Below are 24,020 nucleotides of genomic sequence, written 5' to 3'. Positions count from 1 at the left end.
AATTCACTCCCACAAAATTCTTTTAAATATATCATATCACTTTTGTTGGATATGCAAAATATAATGCGCTAAATAGCACTTGAGATAAACTAAGCATTTAATTGAACGGTCGAAAAGTGATTGTTTAATGAAAAGTATGTTAAATCATCGGCATTTAATATGTCATTATTTAAAGTGACTTGAAATACATCGCTACTATAATAAGGCTTGATATAGTAAGATTGCGTCTTGCTTTCCATAATAAGTTGATATTGTGTGTAATGTGTTTCTCCCGCATCTAACACGGCACCTCTAGGTATACTGACAGCGTCTAAAATTTTAAAACAATTTGTTAAATTTAATGTTTCATCGTTGGCATCAATCATATGGTTACGTAGATACGCGGCACGAACGAATCTTTCGGGTGACGTGTAACCTCCAGGCAGGCCTTTAGTCCCCGCTTCAACTCCTAATGGTCGAATAAGGACTTTTCCCATAATTTTTTGACTGCTTTTTTCAGGGGTTAGAAAGGCATAGTTACGTAAATTTTCGATTTGCCACTCTAAGTTAGGCATATTCGTTAACACATTAACGTGATTATCTTTTACTACCAGTAGACCATCATGCGGTTCGACAGTTACAGTATTACCATGCGCATCTGTTATAAGGAAATGCAACGGAGGAACAACATTTAATGTTGGGTTTTTTACATTAACTATATTGAGTCGCTTAACTTTATATTTTAAATCAGCAATATCTTTTACATAAGCTAAAACCCATACGATAAATTCTTCGGGAGCTAAATTAAAATAACCGTCTTTTTTATCAGCAGAATATGTAGCCTCACCGGTAAAATAATGATTAGATACAGCAAGGCCATGCTCGTTAATACCATCTCCAAAGCGGTAACGTCCTACTTTGACGCCGGTACCTAAAAATCCATAACTTAACTTTGAAGCAGGTTCTAAATCAAATTGATAATTATAGTTACGTGGAACACCAATCGGTATGCCATTAAATTCAAAAGCAAAATCCATCGTTCGTGCTAAATAATGATAGTTATTTTTAGTGAAAAATGAAAATCCTGTACACATGTTGTATCACTCCAAATTCGTCGAAAATTATTAATACAAGCATAAAACAAATAGCTAATGTATTGCAATTGTATTGTTAACTAAAATAGAAATAAAGTTTACAATATCTTACTGTTTAATAATTTTATTCTTATTGCTTTCCATTATAATAGATGCAATAAAATCGTCATATTTATAAGAAATATTCATAGTAACTTTAAGGTAGTGATATGTTATGATTATCGATGAGGTGAAGTCTATGGAATGGTCAGAGGTATTCCACGATATAACTAATCGTCATGATTTCAAAGAAATGCACGACTTTTTAGAACATGAATATTCAACTAAAATAGTATATCCAGATAAAGAAAATATTTATCAAGCTTTCGATTTAACGCCTTTTGAGAATGTTAAGGTAGTAATATTGGGGCAGGATCCATATCATGGACCAAAACAAGCACACGGACTGGCATTTTCAGTACAACCTGATGCCAAATTTCCACCTTCTTTAAGAAACATGTATCAAGAACTAGAAGATGATATTGGTTGTGTTAGAACTTCCCCCCATTTACAAGATTGGGCTCGAGAAGGGGTGTTATTGTTAAATACAGTGCTTACAGTACGCCAAGGAGAAGCACATTCTCATAAAGAGATAGGTTGGGAAACTTTTACTGATGAAGTGATACAAGCTGTATCTCAAAATTTATCTAATGTTGTGTTTATTTTATGGGGAAAACCTGCGCAACAAAAAATAAAATTAATAGATACGAGTAAGCATTGCATCATCAAAGCGCCACATCCAAGCCCACTTTCTGCTTATAGAGGCTTTTTTGGTTCGAAACCTTACTCTAAAGCTAATGATTATTTGAAAACAAAAGGAATTCAACCGATAAACTGGTGTGAAGGTGAGCGAAATGACAATGAATAAGGATAATATTATCGAATTAATCGAACATGAACTTGTACAAGCTGATGAAGCACAAAGTGATGCTGATTTTGAAAAACATATGTATGCTATTCATACATTAACGTCACTTTACACTAGTGGATCAAGTAATATTAGAAAAACGAGAGACAATACATATAATGTAGCGTCTTCATTTAAGAAAACAGTACATAATTCAAATAGTAGCAATGAACCTACAGATATAAGTGCTGAAGAGCTTCAAGCAATGGGGGCAAAAGTCCCTTCATCGATGCAACATCAATCATCTGTTCACAATACATCGCAAGGTTCTAAATTAACGACAGATGATAATATAGGTAATGGCGATTCAATTTTTGATTTTTAAAAATAGAGAAGGAGCTTAATAATAATGAAGCTATTTATAATTTTAGGTGCTTTAAATGCACTCATGTCAGTAGCAACAGGTGCTTTTGGAGCGCATGGTTTAGAAGGCAAGTTAACAGATAAATATATGTCAGTTTGGGAAAAAGCAACAACATACCAAATGTATCATGGTTTAGGGCTTATTGCTCTAGGTATTATTAGTGGGACGACGTCAATGAATGTTAATTGGTCAGGATGGTTACTTTTTGGAGGTATCGTATTCTTTAGTGGCTCGTTATATATTTTAGCGTTAACACAAATTAAAATATTAGGTGTAATCACGCCAATTGGTGGCTTGATGTTTTTAGCAGGATGGTTGTTATTAGTGATCGCAACAATCAAATTGTAAAATTACCTATGTTACAAAAGCTTATCTTATGGGTATAATACACTTCATGAGGTGAGTTTTTTTATGAGTAATAAAAATGTAAATGTGGATAGGGGAGATTTGAAACAAAATCTCTCTGAAAAATTTGTATGGGCTATTGCATATGGTTCATGTATTGGTTGGGGTGCGTTTATTTTACCTGGTGATTGGATAGGTCAATCAGGACCGATTGCAGCTGCGATTGGTATCACAATAGGCGCATTATTAATGATTTTAATTGCAGTGAGTTATGGTGCTTTAGTAGAACGTTTCCCAGTATCTGGCGGTGCATTCGCCTTTAGTTTCTTGGGATTTGGTAGATACGTAAGCTTTTTCTCATCTTGGTTTTTAACATTTGGATATATTTGTGTTGTAGCTTTGAATGCTACGGCATTTAGTTTATTAATAAAGTTCTTAATGCCTGATATTTTGGAAACAGGCAAGTTATATACGATAGCTGGTTGGGATGTTTATATTACAGAAATTATTATTGCGTCAGTATTGCTCTTAGTATTTATGTTTATAGCAATTAAGGGTGCTAGCGTGTCTGGTTCACTACAATATTATTTCTGTGTGGCAATGGTTATTACGATTTTATTATTATTCATTGGATCATTTTTTGGTCATAACTTTGCCCTTGATAACCTTCAACCATTGGCTAGTAAATCTAAAGGATGGTTTACTTCTATTATAATGATTGTGGCAGTGGCGCCATGGGCATATGTCGGATTTGATAATATCCCACAGACTGCAGAAGAATTTGATTTTTCACCTAATAAAACTTTTAAACTTATTGTGTATAGTTTATTAGCGTCTGCACTCACTTATGTCGTAATGCTATTATATACAGGTTGGTTAAGCACAGGTTCTAAAGGTTTAAATGGTAACCTGTGGTTAACAGGAGCTGAAACGCAAGAAGCTTTTGGTTATATAGGTTTAGCCGTGCTGGCTATTGCAATCATGATGGGGATATTTACCGGTTTAAATGGCTTTTTAATGAGTTCAAGTAGATTATTATTCTCAATGGGTCGTTCTGGTATTATGCCTTCAGCATTTAGCAAATTGCATAAGAAATATAAAACGCCATATGTTGCAATTATATTCTTAGTAGCAATCACTTTAATAGCACCGTGGTTAGGTCGTACGGCATTAACTTGGATTGTTGATATGTCTTCAACAGGCGTATCTATAGCATATTTAATTACATGTCTGTCAGCTGTTAAATTGTTTAGTTATAACAAAAGCAGCAATACTTATGGCCCAATATACAAAACATTTGCGATATTAGGTTCTATCGTAGCATTTATATTTTTACTATTATTATTGATTCCTGGATCACCAGCTGGTTTATCAATGCCTTCGTACATTGCTCTAGGTGGTTGGACGATACTTGGATTAATCTTCTTTATTGTACGTTATCCTAAGTTGAAACGTATGAATAATGACTATTTAAGTCAAATGATATTAAATAGAACAGATGCGGAAGTTGAACAAATTTTACATGAAGAAGATAAAAAATAACTAGAATAGGCTGTTGGTAATGTAATTATTACCGACAGCTTTTTTATGTCACCCGGATATAGCATTTATTTAAAAATAAATGTTATGATAGTTCTATAATTGATGCGATTCGTATTTATGAGGTGTAGCGATGAATAAAGAAGAAAAACTCATTACTGAAATGAGATCACTTTATCAAAAAATAGTGTGGTTAAATAAGCCACAAATGCAAAAAGAACTTAAAGGGTATACGGCTACTGAAGTTCACTGTGTGGAAGCAATTCAAGAAATAGACAATCCAAACGTACAAAAGTTGTCACGTGAATTATATATGACGCGAGGTGCGATTAGTAAATTAACGAAGAAATTAATAGCCAAAGAACTTATCGAAAGTTATCAACGTGATGATAATAAAAAAGAAATTTATTACAAGTTAACGACTAAAGGCTATGAAGTTTTTGCAATACATGAACGTTTACATGCACAATTTCAAGAACGAGATCGTAAAGTATTTGAAAATGTTAAAGATGAACAATACGATGCGATGTTGTCTTTTATTGAACAGTATTCTGCACATCTTGATGAAGAGATTGAACAGCAAGAACAAAATAAATAGCTTTATAGTTGATGAAAAACTTTAAACTACCGACTAATTTATATGAAAATTAGTCGGTAGTTTTTGTTATGGAAAAGTTTCATTATTTTGTTGACAAAGAAACAAAACAGGTTTAGTATTTTGTTTCTAAGGAAACATTATTGAAAGGATGTATTTATGGAACGAGAATCTCATAATAAAATTCCACAACATATATTAGTTGCTGCGTGGTCTATCGCTTTAGGTGCGATTGCGCCTATGTTAGATTCCACGATGGTCAACATTGCTATAAAACAATTATCAGCTACATTTCATACAACTTTAAGCTTATTACAATGGGCGATTACAGGATATATATTAGCTCTAGCATTAGCTGTACCAATCTCTGGTTGGTTGATGAACAAATTTAATGGCAAGCGTGTATTTATCAATGCTGTCATTACTTTTGGTATTATTTCTCTGTGTGTTGGATTTAGTAATTCTGTAATTTTATTTATCGTCTTTAGAGTGATTCAAGGCTTTAGCGCTGGTATTATTACGACGCTAATGTCTACGCTATTAGTAAAAGTTGCAGGTGAAGCCTATTTAGGACGTGTGATTGCTATTGTAACGACACCTATGATATTAGGACCGATATTAGGTCCCGTTTTAGGTGGTGTGTTATTACAATTAGCGTCATGGCAATGGTTATTTTTCATTAACGTTATAGTAACAATCGTTGCAGTACCCTTAATGATGAAAAATTTACCTCAATTTGAGCCATTTAAGAAGCATCAAAAATTAGATTTAGTAGGTTTGCTTCTTTTAGCCGTGTTCACTGTAACAATAATTTATGGCGTTACTAGTGCTTCACAGTTTAATAATTTCAATAATAAAAGTACGGTACTGTTTATGATAATAGGCGCAGTTATGTTTATTGCATATGTCATTTATGATCGTATGAGTAAAAGACCGACTGTATTACCGTTAGAACTTTTTAAAACGAGAAATTTCGCTGTATCAAGTGTTGGGCTGTTGTTAGCGAATATGGCAATTTTAGGTCCTATGATTATTTTGCCATTGTTTTTTCAAACGTTTAAACACTATACTGAAATTCAAGCTGCGATAGCACTTATTCCCCAAGGTGTGGGAATGTTAATTACAAGACCATTTATTGGTAAAGCGACAGATAAATATGGCGCTAAGCGCGTGTTATTAATTAGTATTATTTTATCTCTTATAGGTTCGGTGCCACTAATATTCATTACGAATCATACACCGATGATTTGGATACTATTAACACTGTTTGTACGTGGCTTATGTGTCGGAGGTATTATGTTACCTTTAACAAGTAATGCTTATAAAGGACTTGCAGAAGAACAATTGCCTGAAGCGGGTGTCGGCGTAAATATAATTGAACAATTAGGTACCACTTTCGGTACGGCAATTATTGCCACAATTGTAGCGAGCTATACGACTCATATTCATACGTCTAGCAATCATTCGATTGTAGGTTATCATTGGAGCTTTCTATTTGCAGCGATTTTACTACTTTGTATTATTATTCCTAGTAGTTTGCTTAAAACATCAACGAAGCATTAAAGTAATAGCAGTTTGATACAAAATAAAAACTATCGTCTTAGTTAATGTACTAGGACGATAGTTTTTAGCTATATTTTACGGCGAGTACGTTTCGTGCCAGAGATAATTAATTTCCAAAATTGATCGGCAAATAATAATCCTAAAGCTATAGCACCGGCGATTAAAGTGACTTCCAACATTGTATTGATCGCCTTACTAAATTGTACTAAGATTAAATTTTTTGTAGCATCAAATGCTAATCCTCCGGGTACTAAAGGAATGATACCAGGAATCATAAAAATAATAGCAGGTTCTTTTTTTAAACGAGCCATAATGTGACTTAGTAGTCCTAAAGCTAAACTACCAAAAAAACTACTATAAATTTTATGAAGTTCTAAACCTTCTGAAAAGAAAATATATACCATCCAGCCACTTGCACCTACGATACCAGCAGTATTATAGAGGCGTTTTGGAACGTCAAAAATAACGCCGAAGAACAATGAGGCAGCATAACTAAATATTAAATTTAATATCCAAAACATAGGCAGCTCTCCTAAACTATGATTAAAATTGTACCGACGCCAGCTCCGATACCAAAAGCGGTAACAAGTGCTTCGAGCGATTTAGTTGTAAACATTAACATATGTCCACCAAATAAATCTTGGATTGCGTTCGTTATTAATACACCCGGGACGATAGGCATGACGGCAGCGATAATTATGGTTTCTATAGAACCACCGGGGAATAAATGATTACCGAGAACAGCCAATAAACCGATGACGGTTGCGCCAAAAAATTCAGGTATAAAATGTGTATGTAATTTACGATCTAAAATTTCTACAACGATATAGCCAAATGCACCAGCAAATAAAGCTGTGAAAACGTCTATTAAGTGACCACCTTGTAAATATAAAAAGCTTACAGATATTATACTTGCAGCGATAAATTTATAAACTAAATCATGCTGTATGCTTTGTTCACTGTAAATTTTTTCTAATTCTTTATATGCATCTACTAAAGATATTTCATTTTTAGCAATTTTTCGGGATACACCATTTGTACGTGAAATACGAAATAAGTTAGTATCACGCGTTTTTATTCTGAAAATCCTCGGATTAGATTCGTTATGTAACATAAAATTGATTACTGTGTTGGTTACAAAGCTATTGCTTTCTGTGTAACCGAGTGCGTTTGCGATACGTGTCATCGTATCTTCTACACGTGTGCCTTCAGCACCTGATTCGAGTAAAATACGGCCAGCAAGCACAACCACATCTTTGACTAGTTTTTCGTTGGAATTTTCAGTTAATTTATTTAAAGTTGTCATGACATCACCAAATATTATTTAATTTCATTAATGAAGCTTTATTGTACCATGGAATACAATTTTTGTTTTACATTATCAAAATAAATACGTAAAGAGTTTAAATCGCTGAAATTTATTTTGTGACACAAAAAAGTTTGCAACAATCTATAATTTCTATGTATAATATTGTTGGCCGGTTGTTCGTAACGGTTAAAAAAATGATTTGATATTGAGTAGCGACAATATTGACTGAATTTATTGTAGTGAAAAAGTTCTCCCAAACACACTACAAAAGCGTCTGAACTTATGAGTTCAGACGCTTTTTTGTGTTATCAACTTTAAAGTGCAAAGAATGAAGGCAATTGTTCACTTTTAATAATTTGTCCTACATAGAAACTACCAAAGTCACCATAACGAGCGGTAGTCTCATCGAATCTCATTTCATAAACTATTTTTTTGAATTGTAATGGATCGTCAGCAAATAGTGTAACGCCCCATTCGTAATCGTCTAAGCCAACAGAACCTGTAATGAATTGTTTGATTTTACCTGCATATTTACGTCCGATTTTTCCGTGGTTATACATTAACTCTTGGCGTTTTTCAAGTGGTAACATATACCAGTTATAAGTTTCGTTACGACGTTTATCCATAGGATAGAAACAAATATATTCTGAAGTTGGCAATTCTGGGAATAATCTAGGTTTGATATGTGGGTTTTCATATGGGTCTTCATCTGATTTGCCTGCTAGATAATTTCCTAATTCAATAATTGAAACGTATGAATATGTTGGGATTAAATAATCTGTAATTTGTAATTTGTTAAACTCATTTTCTACAGCGTTTAAATCTTTTAATTCAGGTCTTAAGACCCATAGTAATATGTCGGCTTTTTGTCCTGTAATGTTGTAAAAAGCATGATCTCCGGCATTGTTAGTACGTGCAGATTCATGTTTTGTTAAAAATGATTGAAGTTCCTCGACCATAGTTTGACGATCTGTTTCTGGAACTAAGCGTAAAGTTGTCCAATCTATAGCATAAAATAAATGTAAGCTATACCAACCATCTAAAGTTTCTGGTGCTTGTGGCATTTATATCGCTCCTTTGTATGAATTAATCTTATCTCAATAAAAATTTTATCATAAAGGAAACGTTATAACATAAGTAAATGATTACAAATTCGTGACATGGAATTATAAGTAAAAATAGCGTATAATAGCATTGGAAAATAACTAAACATAAATATTCAAGGAGGCTATTATGTCTTTATTAGATGTATTACAACAAAAACTTTCAGGGAAAAATGTAAGAATCGTCTTACCTGAAGGTGAAGATGAAAGAGTATTATCGGCAGCTGTACAATTACAAGAAAGTGATTTAGTTGCGCCAGTTTTATTAGGAAACGAAGCGAATGTCAAAGCTTTAGCAAACGATAAAAACTTAGATATTTCAAATTTAGAAATCATTGATCCGGCTACAAGTGAATTACGTAGTGAATTAGTAGCTGCTTTTGTAGAACGTCGTAAAGGTAAAGCTACGGAAGAACAAGCACAAGAAATGTTAAACGATGTAAATTATTTTGGTACTATGCTTGTTTATACTGGCAAAGCAGAAGGATTAGTAAGTGGTGCTGCTCATTCTACAGGAGATACTGTACGCCCAGCCTTACAAATCATTAAAACGAAACCAGGTGTATCTAAAACATCAGGCATCTTCTTTATGATTAAAGATGACAAACAATATATCTTCGGAGATTGCGCAATCAATCCTACATTAGAAGCTCAAGACTTAGCAGAAATTGCAGTTGAAAGTGCAAAATCGGCACAATCATTTGGTATGTCTCCTCGCGTAGCAATGTTAAGTTTCTCAACTAAAGGCTCAGCTAAGTCTGACGATGTTGAAAAAGTTTCTACGGCAGTTGAATTAGCACAACAAAAAATCAAAGAAGATAACTTAACTGACGTTATTGTCGATGGTGAATTCCAATTTGACGCTGCTATTGTACCAGAAGTAGCTAAGAAGAAAGCACCAGATGCCCAAATACAAGGTGATGCTAACGTATTTGTATTCCCAAGCTTGGAAGCTGGTAATATAGGTTATAAAATTGCACAACGTTTAGGTGGTTATGATGCAGTAGGTCCAGTATTACAAGGACTTAACTCACCAGTTAATGACTTATCACGTGGTTGTTCAACAGAAGACGTTTATAACCTTTCTATTATTACTGCGGCTCAATCATTACAATAATGGATATAGCAAGTAAATATTTCAATGGCGTAGACTGGCGTTACATTGATCATTCTTCAGGTTTAGAACCTATGCAATCATTTGCATTCGATGACACTTTTTCTGAAAGTGTAGGGAGAGAAGAATCAAGTAACGTCGTACGCACTTGGATTCATCAACACGTTGTTATTTTGGGTATCCATGATTCGCGATTGCCTTTTTTAAAAGATGGCATACGTTATTTAACAGATGAGCAAGGTTATAATGCCATAGTAAGAAACTCTGGTGGACTCGGTGTCGTTTTAGACCAAGGTATTTTAAATATTTCGTTAATCTTCAAAGGCAAAACTGAAACGACAATTGATGAAGCATTTAGTGTGATGTACTTACTCGTTGCTAAAATGTTTGAAGATGAAGACGTTGAAATAGAAACGCACGAAATTGAACGTTCGTATTGTCCAGGAAAATTTGATTTAAGTATCAATGGGAAAAAGTTTGCTGGTATATCTCAAAGACGTGTAAGAGGCGGTATAGCCGTTCAAGTGTATTTGTGTATTGAAGGTTCAGGAGCTGAACGTGCACAAATGATGAAAACATTTTACGAGAGAGCAAAACAAGGACAAGATACAAAATTCACTTATCCTAATATTGAACCTCATTGTATGGCATCTTTAGCAACATTATTAGATCGAGAAATTACAGTACAAGATGTTATGTTCCAATTGCTTTATGCGTTAAAAGATTTAGGTGGTCGTTTAAATATGGAACCTATTACAGACATTGAATGGTCTCGCTATGAAGGTTATTTTGATAAAATAATTGCGCGAAACGAAAAGATTAATACTTTTATGGAAAACTAATATATTGTGTCTGATTAAAGAAAGTAATTAATTGTTAAAATAGGCTGGTGTGCTAATTTTTGTTAGCGTACCGCCTATTTATTATTGAATTATATTTTTAGACCAAGTAATATATATAAAGTATGTAGATTGTTCCTTTTTATTAAAAATAGTACTCATATTTTTGAATATATTATGAATGAGTTCTATAATAGAGTGGTATGATATTAAATTAGTAGCAGGTATTAATTTTTATAACTATAAAGATATGACTTTAGCCCGATAACATAAAAATATAATTATGAGATTATAGACTTTAATGTGTGAAATTTTTAGTGCCTGTCATTTAAATAATAACTAAGATAAATTTCATAATTCCTACCTGCAATTTTTTAGAGACCGTTAGTTATTAAGTTAAATTGATGAAGAATATAAATTATAGAAAAGTCTAAAGGTGATTGATAAATGACACAATATGGTTATGGTGAAGCAAATGGAAAAGTAATATTAATTGGAGAACATGCAGTCACGTTTGGGCAACCAGCTATTGCTATTCCATTCACTTCAGGGGTTGTTCGTGCAACAATTACATCAAGAGACGATGATGAAAAATCATATATTTCGAGTGATGTTTATACTGGTAATTTAGCAACTGCACCTGAACATTTAAAAGCAGTGACTACACGCTTTATAGAAAAATATAACATCAAAGAACCAATTAAAGTAACGATTGAAACTAATTTACCACCTTCACGTGGACTAGGATCAAGTGCCGCTTTTGCGGTAGCGTTTATTAGAGCAAGTTATGATTATTTGGACCAACCATTATCAGATGAGTTATTAATTTCTGAAGCAAATTGGTCAGAAAGAATAGCACATGGTAAACCGAGTGGCATTGACACACAAACGATTGTTTCAAACAAACCAGTATGGTTTAAACAAGGTAATGTCGAAAATTTAAAAACATTAACGTTGAACGGTTATATGGTCATTGTAGATACTGGAATACAGGGATCGACGAAAGAATCAGTTGAAGATGTACATAATTTATGTGATTCCGATGATAAATATCTGCAATATATCGAACATATTGGTAAAATGGTTTATGATGCTAGTGACGCGATTAAAGATTCTAATTTTAATAAGTTAGCGACTATTTTTAATTCTTGTCAGGAATGTTTAAGGTATTTAACTGTCAGTCATGAAAAAATCGAACTTATTTTATCTGAAAGTAAGAAACAAGGTGCTATAGCTGGTAAATTAACTGGTAGTGGTAGAGGAGGAAGTATGATTCTTCTCGCGGAAGACCTTGAGACTGCACAAAAAATACAACAAAGTGCCCATGATCTTGGTGCGCATCATACATGGATTGAATATTTAGGAGGGTAAACAACTTGGCTAAAAGTGGTAAAGCGCGCGCACATACAAATATTGCGTTAATTAAATATTGGGGTAAGGCTGATGAACAATTAATTTTACCGATGAATAACAGTTTATCAGTGTCATTAGAACGTTTTTATACGGAAACAAAAGTCACTTTTGATGAAACATATACCGAAGATAAGTTAGTATTAAACGGTGTCGAAGTAGATGATAAAGAAAGTGCCAAAATCCGTAAATATATGGATATGGTACGAGATAAAAGTAATACCTCAATGTTTGCTTATATAGAAAGTGATAACTATGTGCCAACCGCAGCAGGATTAGCTTCCTCTGCTAGTGCATATGCCGCTTTAGCAGCAGCTTGTAATGAAGCCTTGCAACTAAATTATAGTAAACGTGAGTTATCTAAACTTGCCCGTAGAGGTTCGGGATCTGCTTCACGTAGCATTTTTGGTGGCTTTGTAGAATGGGAAAAAGGACATGATGATGATTCATCTTATAGTTTTCCTATTGATGCCGACAATTGGGAAGACGATTTAGCTATGATTTTTGTAGTTATTAATAATAAATCGAAAAAAGTATCTAGCCGCGCAGGTATGTCTTTAACTAGAGAGACGTCACGTTTTTATCAATATTGGTTAGATTATGTTGATGAAGATATCGCAAATGTTAAGACGGCTATTGCGCATAAAGACTTTGTAGGTATGGGCGAAATTATTGAGGCCAATGGTTTACGTATGCATGCGACAAATTTAGGTGCACAACCGCCATTTTCTTATCTTGTTGCCGACAGTTATCAAGCAATGGAAATTGTACATCAATGTAGAGAGGCAGGCCATCCTTGTTATTTCACTATGGATGCAGGCCCAAATGTTAAAATTTTAGTCGAACAAAGACATAAGCAATATGTAATAGAGCAGTTAGAAAGTTATTTTGGACATGACAAAATTATAGCAAGTGACATTACGCGTTCTGGAGTAGAAATTATAGAATAAGGAAGAGATAAAATGATTCAAGTGAAAGCACCCGGTAAATTATATATCGCTGGCGAATATGCAGTGACTGAACCAGGTTACAAATCTGTATTGATAGCAGTAGATCGTTTCGTAACGGCTACGATTGAAGAAGCGGATATAACCCAAAGTTCTATACATTCAAAAACATTACACCACGAACCCATTACCTTCCAGCGACGTGAAGATAATATCGTTCTATCTGATGTGAACGCTGCGCAACAATTAAAATACGTAATTACTGCAATAGAAGTGTTTGAACAATATGTTCGCAGTAACAATATTAAGCTAAAACATTTCCATCTAACAATTGATAGTAATTTGGATGATGCTTCTGGCCATAAATATGGTCTCGGTTCAAGTGCAGCTGTATTAGTCTCAATAGTAAAAGCGTTAAATGAATTTTATGACATGCAATTATCAAATCTTTATATTTATAAACTGGCGGTTATTGCCAACATGAAATTACAAAGTTTAAGCTCTTGTGGAGATATTGCAGTAAGTGTTTATACTGGGTGGCTTGCTTACAGTACATTTGATCACGAGTGGGTTATGCAACAAATTGAAGATACTTCTGTTAATGAAGTATTAAAGAAAAACTGGCCAGGTTTACACATTGAACCACTTCAAGCGCCAGAAAATATGGAAGTACTCATAGGGTGGACTGGTTCTCCAGCTTCTTCTCACCATTTAGTGAGTGAAGTTAAAAGACTAAAATCTGACCCTACTTTTTACGGTAAATTTTTAGAACAATCACATGCTTGTGTAGAAAAGTTAATTCATGCCTTTAAGACTAATCATATTAAAGGTGTGCAGCAGATGATTCGTCACAATCGTTCGATTATTCAACAGATGGATCGTGAGGCGACGATTGATATCGAAACGCCACATTTGAAAACATTATGTGACATTGCAGAAGCACATGGTGGTGCCGCGAAGACGTCGGGTGCAGGCGGTGGCGACTGTGGTATTACAATTATACGCAGTGACGTTAACAAAAATGCTATCTATGACGAATGGCAACGTAATAATGTACAACCATTAGAATTTAATATACATCACGGGCAATAATAAAGGATGGAACCAAAGCAAATATGTCTCAACTCAGATAAAGTTATCTTTTGAGTTGAGACATAACGTAAGGTTTAATCCTTATTTTTTTGTGCAATTTTATAGTTGTGATACGTACGAACGATATAATCGAAAATGACGTAATAAGGTGTGAAACTATGATATTGGATATTATTAAAGAATTGTAGTGGCGTGCTACTAACGTAAATATTAAATTTAGCATTTTGAGCGATAAAATTATCATGTAACGTCGTGATAGAAACATAATTTAATTGACGTGCTTTTAAAATATGTATGGGTTGCATAATGTTTTGTGTTTCGCCAGACAATGAAATAATAAACATTAAATCATCTTGAGTCATTTGGTCGATCGCCATATTTAATTCATTTTCATCGTTAAGCAAAATAACCTTTTTGGAAATTGATAATAAGTGTCGTTGTGCATCACGAGCGACGTTTTGTTGTGCCATGCCAGTTCCGAAAATATAAATTAAAGGTGCCGCATCAATAAGTGTATTTAGTACATCGTAATCGAGCATATCTAAATGTTCGATAGTACGTTGCACATCTTCGATAATTGAATGTGTTTGTTCAACTTGCTTTGTGTTTTCTTGTGATTTTAATTTCGTATAAAATTTAAAATCACTGTAGCCCTCGAAGCCCAGTTTTTTCACTAACCTATGTATTGTTGAAATAGAAGTATGGGTAAGTTGGCTTAACTCTTGAATTTTCATAGTGGGTAATTGCGACATATTGTCATGCATGATGTTGATAATATGCAAATCATTGTCGTTCAAATCATCATAATACTTGTTAAGCAAATGGTCTAATATCATTTATTTGTCACACCTAGTAATAGAAATTTTTTCATGCTTTGGAAATATATTCTAATATTAATATATAAATTCTAATTACGTCAAAATTATTGGTGATAAGAACTAATTATATTACGATGTAATTATAAAATAGAATTTAAATACACATAAAAGTAAGTCTTTTTTATTTATCATTAAATGTAAACGCTTTCTAAAATGGTGTAGGAGGATGAAGCACGATGACATTAAACGTAGGAATTATAGGTTGTGGTGGTATCGCAAACGGAAAACATTTGCCGAGTCTGGACAAGATTGAAGCAGTAAAGTTAATTGGTTTTTGTGATGTCGAGATAGATAAGGCGCAACTAGCGGCCTCTGAATATGGTGTTAAAGATGCGAGTGTATATAAAGATTACACTGAATTATTAGAAAATGACGATATTGATGTAGTACATGTATGTACGCCAAATATATCACACAAAGAGATTACCGTCGCCGCGCTAAATGCTGGTAAGCATGTAATGTGTGAGAAACCTATGGCTAAGTCTACGTCAGAAGCACAAGAAATGATTGCTGCAGCCGAGCGTAATAATAAAAAATTAACGATTGGTTATCAAAATAGATTTCGTTCAGATAGTCAATACCTACATAAAGTTACACAACGTGGAGACTTAGGAGATATTTATTTTGGTAAAGCACAAGCAATTCGTAGAAGGGCTGTACCAACTTGGGGTGTATTCCTTGATGAAGAAAAACAAGGCGGTGGGCCACTTATAGATATTGGGACACATGCGCTAGATTTAACATTATGGATGATGAATAATTACAAGCCAGAGTCTGTAATGGGTTCAACTTTCCACAAGTTAGGAAAAAAAGAAAATGCAGCTAATGCTTGGGGTTCTTGGGAGCCTAAAGACTTTACTGTAGAAGATTCTGCATTTGGATATATTAAAATGACGAATGGTGCAACGATCATTTTAGAATCAAGCTGGGCGTTAAATACATTAGATGAAGACGAAGCAAAGTGTGCTTTGTCAGGTACTGAAGGTGGTGCTGATATGAAAGATGGTTTGCGTCTTAATGGTGAAGATTTTAGTAAGTTATATACGACGAAGGTTGAATTAGATAACAAAGGTGTTGCGTTTTATGATGGCGAGGAAGAAGATGAAGCGGAAATAGAAGCGCGATCTTGGATTGATAGCATAATAAATGATACCGAACCAGTCGTTAAACCACAGGAGGCAATGGTCGTTACTCAGATTTTGGAAGCGATTTATGAATCAGCACGTACAGGTAAGGCAGTTTATTTTAATTAATTCGAAAAGGGGCTATGTAGTGTGAATATTACTGTATGGAATGAATTTAGACATGAACAAGAAAATGAACAAGTTAGAGCGGTTTATCCTCAAGGTATACATGAAACGATTGCCCGCTTTTTATCTACAGAACATGATGTTACAACAGCGACGCTTGATGAACCAGAACATGGTTTGACTGAAGCAGTTTTAGCTCAAACAGATGTGTTAGTTTGGTGGGGACATAAGGCTCATGATGAAGTGAATGATGACATTGTTGCGTGCGTACATCAACGTGTCTTAGACGGCATGGGGCTGATAGTGCTACATTCTGGTCATTTTTCTAAAATTTTCAAGAGTTTGATGGGAACATCCTGTGACTTGAAATGGAGAGAAGCAGACGAAAAAGAGCGACTTTGGGTTGTAGATCCAACGCATCCAATTGCTTCTAATATTCCTTCTTATATCGAATTGGAAAAAGAAGAAATGTATGGTGAACATTTCGATATTCCAGCTCCAGATGAAACGGTATTTATTAGTTGGTTTGAAGGTGGAGAAGTGTTCAGAAGTGGTGCTACATTTAAGCGTGGCAATGGGAAAATATTTTATTTCAGACCCGGGCATGAATCTTACCCAACATATTATAATGAGCAAATTCAACAAGTCATTCGTAATGGTGTAAAGTGGGCGCAAAATACACAAACACCTAAACATCAATATGGTAACGCGCAACCATTAGAAGTGATTAAACCAAAACATGGAGATAAAGCTTAATGAAAAAATTGAAAATGGGGATTATTGGCGTAGGTGGTATTGCACAAGGTAGACATATCCCAACATTCAAAGAATTAGAAGAACAGGTAGAAATTATTGGCCTGCAAGATATTAATTATGAATTAGCACAAACTGTAGCGCGTAAATTTAATGTTCCTAAAGTTTATGAAAATTATGAACAAATGTTTGATGACGTTGATGCAGTTACAATTTGTACACCAAATAAATTCCATTGTGACATAAGTGTTAGTGCATTAAAGGCAGGCGTTCATGTATTTTGTGAAAAACCGATGGCTATGCAAGTAGATGAATGCCAACAAATGATACAGGCAGCTAAACAAGCCGATAAGTTGTTAGCTATTGGCTACCATTATCGATTTACTGATGCTGCGATTAGATCTAAGTTAGCAATAGATGACAGTGTTGTTGGTGAAGCGTTAGTCATTAGAGTGCAAGCATTACGTCGGAGAAAAGTACCTGGCTGGGGTGTTTTTACTAATAAGTCATTACAAGGTGGCGGTAGTTTGATTGATTATGGCTGTCACTATTTAGACTTAGCATTATGGTTGCTAGGAGAAGTTCATCCAGTCAATGTCTTAGGCAAAACATATAACAAACTAAGTAAAATACCTAATCAATTAAACGAGTGGGGCGACATAAATCACCAAACATTTGATGTAGATGATCATGTGACGAGTTTTATAACATTCGATGACGGTTCCTCTATGCAATTCGAATGTTCATGGTCGGCAAATATCAAAGAAGATAAAATGCATATTAGTATTTCAGGTGTCGATGGCGGCTTGAATGTTTATCCTTTCGAAACTTATGCCCCAAAATATGGCACTTTCGTTACTGAAACTGCAGATGCTGAACATAATGAACAAGTTGCTGCACGAAGACAAGCGTTAAATTTCATCAATAGTTGCTTAGGAAATGAACAATTAATTGTTCAACCGGAAGAAGCTTTAAGAGTGAATACTATTATTGAAGCGATTTATCAAAGTGATAGACGAGGCGAAGCTATAAATTTAAATAAATAATTTTGTAAGGAGGAATTATCATGAAAATTGGCGTTTTTACAGTATTGTTTCAAGATAAAAACTTTGAAGAAATGCTAGATCATGTTGCCGAAGCAGGTGTGAAAGCAGTCGAAATTGGAACAGGTGGTAACCCAGGAAATGATTTTTGTGATGTTGAAGCATTAATAGAAGATGAAAAGCTAAGACAACAATTCAGCGATAAAATTCATCAACGCGGATTGACAATAAGTGCTTTAAGTTGTCATGATAATCCAATTTCACCAAATAAGGCACAAGCAAAACAGGCACAAGAAACATTCAAGAAAACCGTGAAATTAGCCTCTTTACTAGATATCCCAGTGGTAAATACATTTTCTGGCGTTGCTGGTTCAGATGAAAAAGCTGAATACCCAAACTGGCCAGTGACGCCATGGCCAACGGAGTATTCTGAAATATTGAAATGGCAATGGGAAGAAAAGTTAATTCCTTATTGGAAAGAAGCGGCTCAATACGCAAAGGAACATGGTGTGAAAATTGGTATTGAATTGCATGCTGGTTTTTTAGTTCATACACCTTATACGCTATTAAAACTTAGAGAAGCTACTAATGATGCATTAGGTGCCAATTTAGATCCTAGTCATTTATGGTGGCAAGGTATTGACCCTATTGCAGCAATAAAAATTTTAGGTAAGGAAAATGCAATCCATCATTTTCATGCGAAAGATACGTATATTGACCAAGAGAATGTGAACATGTACGGTTTAACAGACATGCAACCTTATAGTGAAGTGAAAACACGTGCTTGGACTTTTAGAACTGTAGGCTATGGTCATGCACCAAACTTATGGGGCGATATCATTAGTGCTTTACGTATGTATGGTTATGATTATGTTGTTAGTATCGAGCATGAAGATCCTATTATGTCTATTGAAGAAGGATTCCAAAAAGCAGTGACGAATTTAAATAGCGTAAACATCGAAGAGCCAGCACCGGATTTATGGTGGACTTAATCATAATGACTATAATAATCCAATCGACCATCTTAAAATTAAGACGGTCGATTTATTTATATTTTATAAACGGATTCTCCATAATTAAAACTTGAAATTATGGTCAAATAGAGTACAATAAATAAAGTTAAAATCGATAAATTACAAATAAGTCATATTTTTGGTAGGAGGTATTGAAGGTGCAAAATAAGTTTTTAATTTGTGATGATTGCCAAGCGGTCAATTGTAAAACGTTAACTAAAAAATTAACGAAATTAGATGCAAATGCCAAAATTGAAGTAGGCTGCCAATCTTATTGTGGCCCAGGTCGTCGCAAAACTTTTGCTTTCGTCAATAACCGTCCCATCGCAGCATTAACAGAAGATGAATTAATAGAGAAAGTACAAAAACAATTGGAAAAGCCTAGAGACCCTGAAGAAGAGGAAAGGCTTAGAAAACGTAATGAAGAACGTAAAAGACGTAAAGAAGAACAAGACCGCAAGTTAAAAGAAAAACTTGCTCAACGTAAGAATCAAAATAATTAGCGTATCGTTGCAACATTAAATTTGTTGTAACGATTTTTTTGTGGGCATCTTATTATTTTTCTTGATTATATTTAGTTAGAATAGGTAATAATACTTCTAAAAGGAGATGTCTATCAATGGTCAACAAAATTACATTAGGTAAATCAGACGTAAAGGTATTCCCTATAGCACTTGGCACTAACGCTGTAGGTGGTCACAATTTATATAAAGATTTAGATGAAGAACAAGGTAAGGAAGTTGTACGTACAGCCATTAGAAATGGCATTAATTTATTAGATACTGCTTATATTTATGGTCCGGAACGTTCAGAAGAATTAGTCGGCGAAGCAGTTAAAGAGTTTCCAAGAGAAGAATTTGCGATTGCTACTAAAGGTGCGCACTATTTTGACGCTGATCAAAACGTACATTTTTCAAATAAACCTGAATTTTTAAAAGAACAAGTCTTGAATAGTCTTGAGCGCTTGCAATTAGACTATATTGATTTATATTACATTCATTTTCCAGATGATGATACACCTAAAGATGAAGCTGTTGCAGCGTTAAAAGAATTAAAAGACGAAGGCAAAATTAAAGCGATAGGTGTTTCAAACTTCACATTAGCGCAACTAAAAGAAGCAAATAAAAATAATGACGTAGATGTTGTGCAACTTGAATATAATTTACTAAATAGAGAAAATGAAGATATATTAAAATATACTGCAGAGAATAATATTACTTTCATTCCATATTTCCCACTCGTTTCTGGGTTACTGGCAGGTAAATATAACGAAAACTCACAATTTGATGATTTGAGAGCTAAAAATCCAGAGTTCCAAGGTGAAAAATTCAAAGAGAATTTAGCTAAAGTAGATAAACTACGTGGCATTGCGGATAATCATAATGTTGATGTGGCACATATTGTCTTAGCATATTATTTAACTAAGCCATCTCTTGATGTCGTTATACCAGGTGCTAAAAAGCCAAACCAAGTAGTAGATAATTTAACAGCCGTAGAGGTGAAATTAACAGATGACGAAATTGAACAAATTGAAGAATTATTCCCTGTAAATAAATAAAAACAAAGGAGTATATTATGATTACAGTTTTGTTTGGAGGTAGTAGACCAGAAGGCAATACTGCCCAACTAGCTCAATTTGCTTTAGAAGGACATGACTATGAATGGATTGATTTAACACAATATCGACTTAATCCAGTAAGAGATATGAGACATGAAGCAGGCTCAATTGAAAGTTATCAAGACGATTATCAAAAAATTATCGATAAAGTGTTAGCTAGTGACACAGTCATTTTCGCGTCACCGGTGTATTGGTATAGTGTATCTGCATCAATGAAAGCATTTATTGATCATTGGTCTGAAACGTTAGTAGACAAACGTTATGCAGATTTTAAAGAACAAATGGCTGCCAAAGATTTTAGATTAATATTAGTAGGTGGAGATTTCCCTAAAGTAAAAGCTAAACCATGTATTTCTCAAATGAAATACGCTTTAGAGTTTCTAGGTGGCCAGTTAAATGGCTATATCATAGGCACAGCTGAAAGACCCGGTGATATTACGAAAGATTCTTATGCATTAAATCGTGCTAGAGAATGGCAAGAAACTTTAGAATAAGGTAACGCTCATAACAATCATCATATAAATATGTTATACACACTCGGTTCAATACATAAAGTATGTCATAGTTGAACCGAGTTTTTATTTTAAAAATTATCAATGCTTATTTAAGTAGAATATCGTAGCAAGATGACATAAAATTAAACCGTGTTATTAATGATATGGAAACAGAAGGGATTTAATCGTCATTAATAGACTGTTACAACAATAGTTTAATTGAATATTATATTTTGCATATTAGAATTATGTTATAATAAATACATTATTAGCCTATATCTCATAGGGGGACAGCAACATGTATACAGTTAGAAAGGCAACGCCAAATGATGTTTTAGGCATCAGAGATGTCGCAACAAAAGCTTGGTATAACACATATTTAAACATATATGCAGCTACAACAGTAAATGAATTGTTAGCTGCTTCATATAACGAACAACATTTAATTAAAAGATTGCAAGAACAACTTTTCCTTGTGGTCGAAGCGGATAATGAAATTATTGGCTTTGCTAATTTTATTTATGGGAAAGAACTTTATTTATCAGCACATTACGTAACACCAGTTTCACAACACCATGGTTATGGTTCTGAGTTATTAGATCAAGGATTAGCCCAATTTAAAGGCCAGTATAACGAGGTTTATCTTGAAGTCGATAATCAAAATGAAGAAGCAGTAAATTTCTATAAAAATAAAGGGTTTGAAATTTTGCGCTCTTATAATCATGTTATGTATGGTGAAACGATGAATTTAGCGCTTATGTATAAAACGTTAAATTAACATTGTGAGTGAACAGGAGGACAAATTTGACTTATTCAACATATGCTTCACAACAATTACCAGAAGAAAAAGTGTTCAAAGACCCTATTCATAGATATATTCATGTCAAAAATCAAATCATTTGGGATTTGATTAAAACTAAAGAGTTTCAACGCTTGAGAAGAATTAAACAATTGGGAACCTTATATCTATCATTTCACACTGCAGAGCATAGCCGTTTTGGCCACTCGTTGGGTGTATATGAAATCGTACGTCGACTCATAGATGAATCATTTTCTGGTAGAGAGGCGTGGGATGATAAGGATGCGCCTTTAGCTTTGTGTGCAGCATTGTTGCACGATTTAGGTCATGGTCCGTTTTCTCATAGTTTTGAAAAGATATTTAATACAGATCATGAAGTTTTTACTCAAGCTATTATTACAGGCCCTACTGAAGTGAATGAAGTGCTTTCACGTGTTTCTCCAACGTTTCCACAAGAAGTGGCAGATGTAATAAATAAAACACATGACAATAAGTTAGTCATTTCAATGATATCATCACAAATTGATGCCGATAGAATGGACTATTTACAAAGAGATGCCTATTTTACAGGCGTATCTTACGGTCAATTTGATATGGAACGTATTTTGAGACTAATGCGTCCGTCTAAAGATGAAGTATTAATTAAAGAGAGCGGTATGCACGCTGTAGAAAACTTTATCATGAGTCGTTATCAAATGTATTGGCAAATATATTTCCATCCCGTAAGTAGAGGGGGAGAAGTGTTATTAAATAACTGTCTGAAACGCGCTAAACAACTTTACAATGAAGGGTATCAGTTTAAAATGTACCCGACCGACTTCATCCCATTCTTTGAGGAGACGGTAACTATCGCACAGTATATAGATTTGGATGAAGTGGTAGTGCAATATTATTTAAAAGCGTGGGTAAATGAAGACGATGCTATTTTAAGTGATTTAGCACGTAGGTTTATTAACAGAGACTTATTTAAATACATGCCATTTGACGGTTCAATTATTACAATTACGGAACTGACTGATTTATTTGTCCAAGCAGGTATAGATCCAAATTATTACTTCGTTAGTGAGTCATTTACTGATTTGCCTTATGATTATGATCGTCCAGGTTCTAATCGACAACCGATACACTTGCTTAGAAGAAATGGCACAATTAGAGAGATAAGTAATGAATCCTTGGTTATTTCTAGCATTACTGGGATTAATAGGGAAGACTATAAACTATATTATCCGAAAGAATTAATTAGCGATGTTACAGATGATAATGTACGCAACGCCATTATAAGTATTTTAAACGAATTAAACTAAAATATTGTTATGTATAATGATATATTTTAAGATTGTTATAAGTGATAAAGATAAATATTGGAGGTGCACACTTAGTGGCTGAAAATAACGGCTTTAAATTTAATATTATAAAAAATGATCCACTAGATGGGCATAAAGGAACAAACATTGGTTCCATTAGTTTAGATAATATCGCGCCAGTATTTATAGATGTAGAAAACAAAGAGGCATTTATTGATATTGGCGGTATGCACGCACGCGCTAGCGTAGAAAAAGGCGTAAAATGGATCAAAGAAAAAGATACAGTAAATGTTGAAGGTGCTAAAGAATATTGGTTATGTTGGGTTACGACTGAACGTGGCGAAAATGGACCTTATTATGCTGGTGTAACAGCTTGTTATTTAATGGTTAACAAAAAGATTAGACGTGGGTATAAGAGTATGCCCGAACACGTTAACATGATGGATAAATCAATGAAGCGACAAATTGTTGTTGATCAAATTGGTGACGAAAATAAAAAAGTCTTAAGAGAATTTTTAGCACAACATAATGCTGAAATGTGGCATAATTCTACCGAAGAATTACATCAAGCATTAGCAACAGAATAAAATATAAGAAGCTAAGTAAATATCTTAGATTAACTTTTAACT

The 24,020-nt window shown here is 34.1% G+C and carries 26 protein-coding genes; 21 read left to right on the top strand and 5 right to left on the bottom strand.

The window, feature by feature from the left end:
* Nucleotides 1-89: 89 nt before the first annotated feature.
* Nucleotides 90-1,073, bottom strand: coding sequence for a choloylglycine hydrolase family protein (locus ISP08_RS10825; protein ID WP_195718633.1), 984 nt, complete (start codon nt 1,071-1,073; stop codon nt 90-92).
* 214 nt (nt 1,074-1,287) lie between these two features.
* Between ISP08_RS10825 and ISP08_RS10820 the strand changes: the two genes are divergently transcribed.
* The 6 genes from ISP08_RS10820 (at nt 1,288) to ISP08_RS10795 (ending at nt 6,425) form a co-directional block, all read left to right on the top strand.
* Nucleotides 1,288-1,980 (top strand): uracil-DNA glycosylase, encoded by a 693-nt coding sequence (locus ISP08_RS10820; protein WP_267904782.1) that lies wholly within the window; start codon nt 1,288-1,290, stop codon nt 1,978-1,980.
* Nucleotides 1,973-2,344: a DUF5327 family protein gene (locus tag ISP08_RS10815; protein ID WP_195718705.1), complete on the top strand. Its 372-nt coding sequence runs from the start codon at nt 1,973-1,975 to the stop codon at nt 2,342-2,344. Before ISP08_RS10820 ends, ISP08_RS10815 begins: the two co-directional genes overlap by 8 nt.
* Nucleotides 2,345-2,368: 24 nt before the next feature.
* A complete protein-coding gene (locus ISP08_RS10810; RefSeq protein WP_195718631.1) occupies nt 2,369-2,731 on the top strand; it encodes a DUF423 domain-containing protein in 363 nt (120 codons plus the stop codon).
* Between the two features lie 63 nt (nt 2,732-2,794).
* Complete coding sequence (locus ISP08_RS10805; RefSeq protein ID WP_195718630.1) at nt 2,795-4,270, top strand: APC family permease; 1,476 nt, start codon at nt 2,795-2,797, stop codon at nt 4,268-4,270.
* Between the two features lie 130 nt (nt 4,271-4,400).
* Nucleotides 4,401-4,865 carry a MarR family transcriptional regulator gene (locus ISP08_RS10800; RefSeq protein WP_195718629.1) on the top strand — a complete coding sequence of 155 codons (465 nt, stop codon included), beginning with the start codon at nt 4,401-4,403 and terminating at the stop codon, nt 4,863-4,865.
* Between the two features lie 156 nt (nt 4,866-5,021).
* Complete coding sequence (locus ISP08_RS10795; protein ID WP_195718628.1) at nt 5,022-6,425, top strand: MDR family MFS transporter; 1,404 nt, start codon at nt 5,022-5,024, stop codon at nt 6,423-6,425.
* 68 nt (nt 6,426-6,493) lie between these two features.
* Here the strand turns inward: ISP08_RS10795 and ISP08_RS10790 are convergent, their stop codons facing one another.
* The 3 genes from ISP08_RS10790 to hemQ all read right to left on the bottom strand — a co-directional run bounded on the left by ISP08_RS10790 (nt 6,494) and on the right by hemQ (nt 8,798).
* Nucleotides 6,494-6,946 (bottom strand): threonine/serine exporter family protein, encoded by a 453-nt coding sequence (locus ISP08_RS10790; RefSeq protein WP_048792434.1) that lies wholly within the window; start codon nt 6,944-6,946, stop codon nt 6,494-6,496.
* An 11-nt stretch (nt 6,947-6,957) separates the two neighbouring features.
* Nucleotides 6,958-7,731: a threonine/serine exporter family protein gene (locus tag ISP08_RS10785; protein ID WP_195718627.1), complete on the bottom strand. Its 774-nt coding sequence runs from the start codon at nt 7,729-7,731 to the stop codon at nt 6,958-6,960.
* Nucleotides 7,732-8,048: 317 nt separating this feature from the next.
* A complete protein-coding gene (hemQ, locus tag ISP08_RS10780; protein ID WP_195718626.1) occupies nt 8,049-8,798 on the bottom strand; it encodes a hydrogen peroxide-dependent heme synthase in 750 nt (249 codons plus the stop codon).
* A 166-nt stretch (nt 8,799-8,964) separates the two neighbouring features.
* Here hemQ and pta point away from each other — a divergent pair, with 166 nt between their 5' ends.
* The 5 genes from pta (at nt 8,965) to ISP08_RS10755 (ending at nt 14,239) form a co-directional block, all read left to right on the top strand.
* Entirely contained in the window at nt 8,965-9,954 is a 990-nt protein-coding gene (pta, locus tag ISP08_RS10775) for a phosphate acetyltransferase (protein WP_161800951.1), read from the top strand.
* Nucleotides 9,954-10,793, top strand: coding sequence for a lipoate--protein ligase family protein (locus tag ISP08_RS10770; protein WP_195718625.1), 840 nt, complete (start codon nt 9,954-9,956; stop codon nt 10,791-10,793). The genes pta and ISP08_RS10770 overlap by 1 nt, the downstream gene beginning before the upstream one ends.
* Before the next feature lie 444 nt (nt 10,794-11,237).
* On the top strand, nt 11,238-12,161 hold the full coding sequence (gene mvk / locus ISP08_RS10765; protein ID WP_195718624.1) for a mevalonate kinase: 924 nt from the start codon (nt 11,238-11,240) through the stop codon (nt 12,159-12,161).
* Between the two features lie 5 nt (nt 12,162-12,166).
* Nucleotides 12,167-13,150 (top strand): diphosphomevalonate decarboxylase, encoded by a 984-nt coding sequence (gene mvaD / locus ISP08_RS10760; protein WP_195718623.1) that lies wholly within the window; start codon nt 12,167-12,169, stop codon nt 13,148-13,150.
* A 12-nt stretch (nt 13,151-13,162) separates the two neighbouring features.
* Nucleotides 13,163-14,239, top strand: coding sequence for a phosphomevalonate kinase (locus ISP08_RS10755; protein ID WP_048792441.1), 1,077 nt, complete (start codon nt 13,163-13,165; stop codon nt 14,237-14,239).
* Nucleotides 14,240-14,313: 74 nt separating this feature from the next.
* Here the strand turns inward: ISP08_RS10755 and ISP08_RS10750 are convergent, their stop codons facing one another.
* Nucleotides 14,314-15,075, bottom strand: coding sequence for a MurR/RpiR family transcriptional regulator (locus tag ISP08_RS10750; RefSeq protein WP_195718622.1), 762 nt, complete (start codon nt 15,073-15,075; stop codon nt 14,314-14,316).
* Nucleotides 15,076-15,293: 218 nt separating this feature from the next.
* Here ISP08_RS10750 and ISP08_RS10745 point away from each other — a divergent pair, with 218 nt between their 5' ends.
* The 10 genes from ISP08_RS10745 (at nt 15,294) to ISP08_RS10700 (ending at nt 23,978) form a co-directional block, all read left to right on the top strand.
* The gene (locus ISP08_RS10745) at nt 15,294-16,370 is read left to right on the top strand and encodes a Gfo/Idh/MocA family protein (protein ID WP_195718621.1); all 1,077 of its coding nucleotides are present in this window, start codon (nt 15,294-15,296) and stop codon (nt 16,368-16,370) included.
* A gap of 21 nt (nt 16,371-16,391) precedes the next feature.
* Nucleotides 16,392-17,123: a ThuA domain-containing protein gene (locus tag ISP08_RS10740; protein ID WP_195718620.1), complete on the top strand. Its 732-nt coding sequence runs from the start codon at nt 16,392-16,394 to the stop codon at nt 17,121-17,123.
* Nucleotides 17,123-18,166, top strand: a complete 1,044-nt coding sequence (locus ISP08_RS10735; protein ID WP_195718619.1) for a Gfo/Idh/MocA family protein — start codon at nt 17,123-17,125, stop codon at nt 18,164-18,166. The genes ISP08_RS10740 and ISP08_RS10735 overlap by 1 nt, the downstream gene beginning before the upstream one ends.
* 20 nt (nt 18,167-18,186) lie before the next feature.
* Complete coding sequence (locus ISP08_RS10730; RefSeq protein WP_195718618.1) at nt 18,187-19,155, top strand: sugar phosphate isomerase/epimerase family protein; 969 nt, start codon at nt 18,187-18,189, stop codon at nt 19,153-19,155.
* Nucleotides 19,156-19,334: 179 nt separating this feature from the next.
* Nucleotides 19,335-19,679 (top strand): DUF1450 domain-containing protein, encoded by a 345-nt coding sequence (locus ISP08_RS10725; RefSeq protein ID WP_048792447.1) that lies wholly within the window; start codon nt 19,335-19,337, stop codon nt 19,677-19,679.
* 116 nt (nt 19,680-19,795) lie between these two features.
* Nucleotides 19,796-20,734: an aldo/keto reductase gene (locus tag ISP08_RS10720; protein WP_048792448.1), complete on the top strand. Its 939-nt coding sequence runs from the start codon at nt 19,796-19,798 to the stop codon at nt 20,732-20,734.
* Nucleotides 20,735-20,751: 17 nt separating this feature from the next.
* The gene (locus ISP08_RS10715; protein ID WP_048792449.1) at nt 20,752-21,288 is read left to right on the top strand and encodes a flavodoxin family protein; all 537 of its coding nucleotides are present in this window, start codon (nt 20,752-20,754) and stop codon (nt 21,286-21,288) included.
* Between the two features lie 298 nt (nt 21,289-21,586).
* Nucleotides 21,587-22,066, top strand: a complete 480-nt coding sequence (locus tag ISP08_RS10710) for a GNAT family N-acetyltransferase (RefSeq protein ID WP_048792450.1) — start codon at nt 21,587-21,589, stop codon at nt 22,064-22,066.
* Between the two features lie 26 nt (nt 22,067-22,092).
* Nucleotides 22,093-23,391, top strand: a complete 1,299-nt coding sequence (locus ISP08_RS10705) for an HD domain-containing protein (protein WP_195718617.1) — start codon at nt 22,093-22,095, stop codon at nt 23,389-23,391.
* Between the two features lie 74 nt (nt 23,392-23,465).
* Nucleotides 23,466-23,978, top strand: a complete 513-nt coding sequence (locus ISP08_RS10700) for a YwhD family protein (protein WP_048792452.1) — start codon at nt 23,466-23,468, stop codon at nt 23,976-23,978.
* The last annotated feature ends 42 nt before the right edge of the window (nt 23,979-24,020 follow it).

The organism is Staphylococcus lloydii (genome assembly GCF_015775975.1).
Lineage (GTDB): Bacteria > Bacillota > Bacilli > Staphylococcales > Staphylococcaceae > Staphylococcus > Staphylococcus lloydii.
Note: the sequence above shows the minus strand (reverse complement) of the source record. Positions and strands in the feature narration are given on the sequence as shown.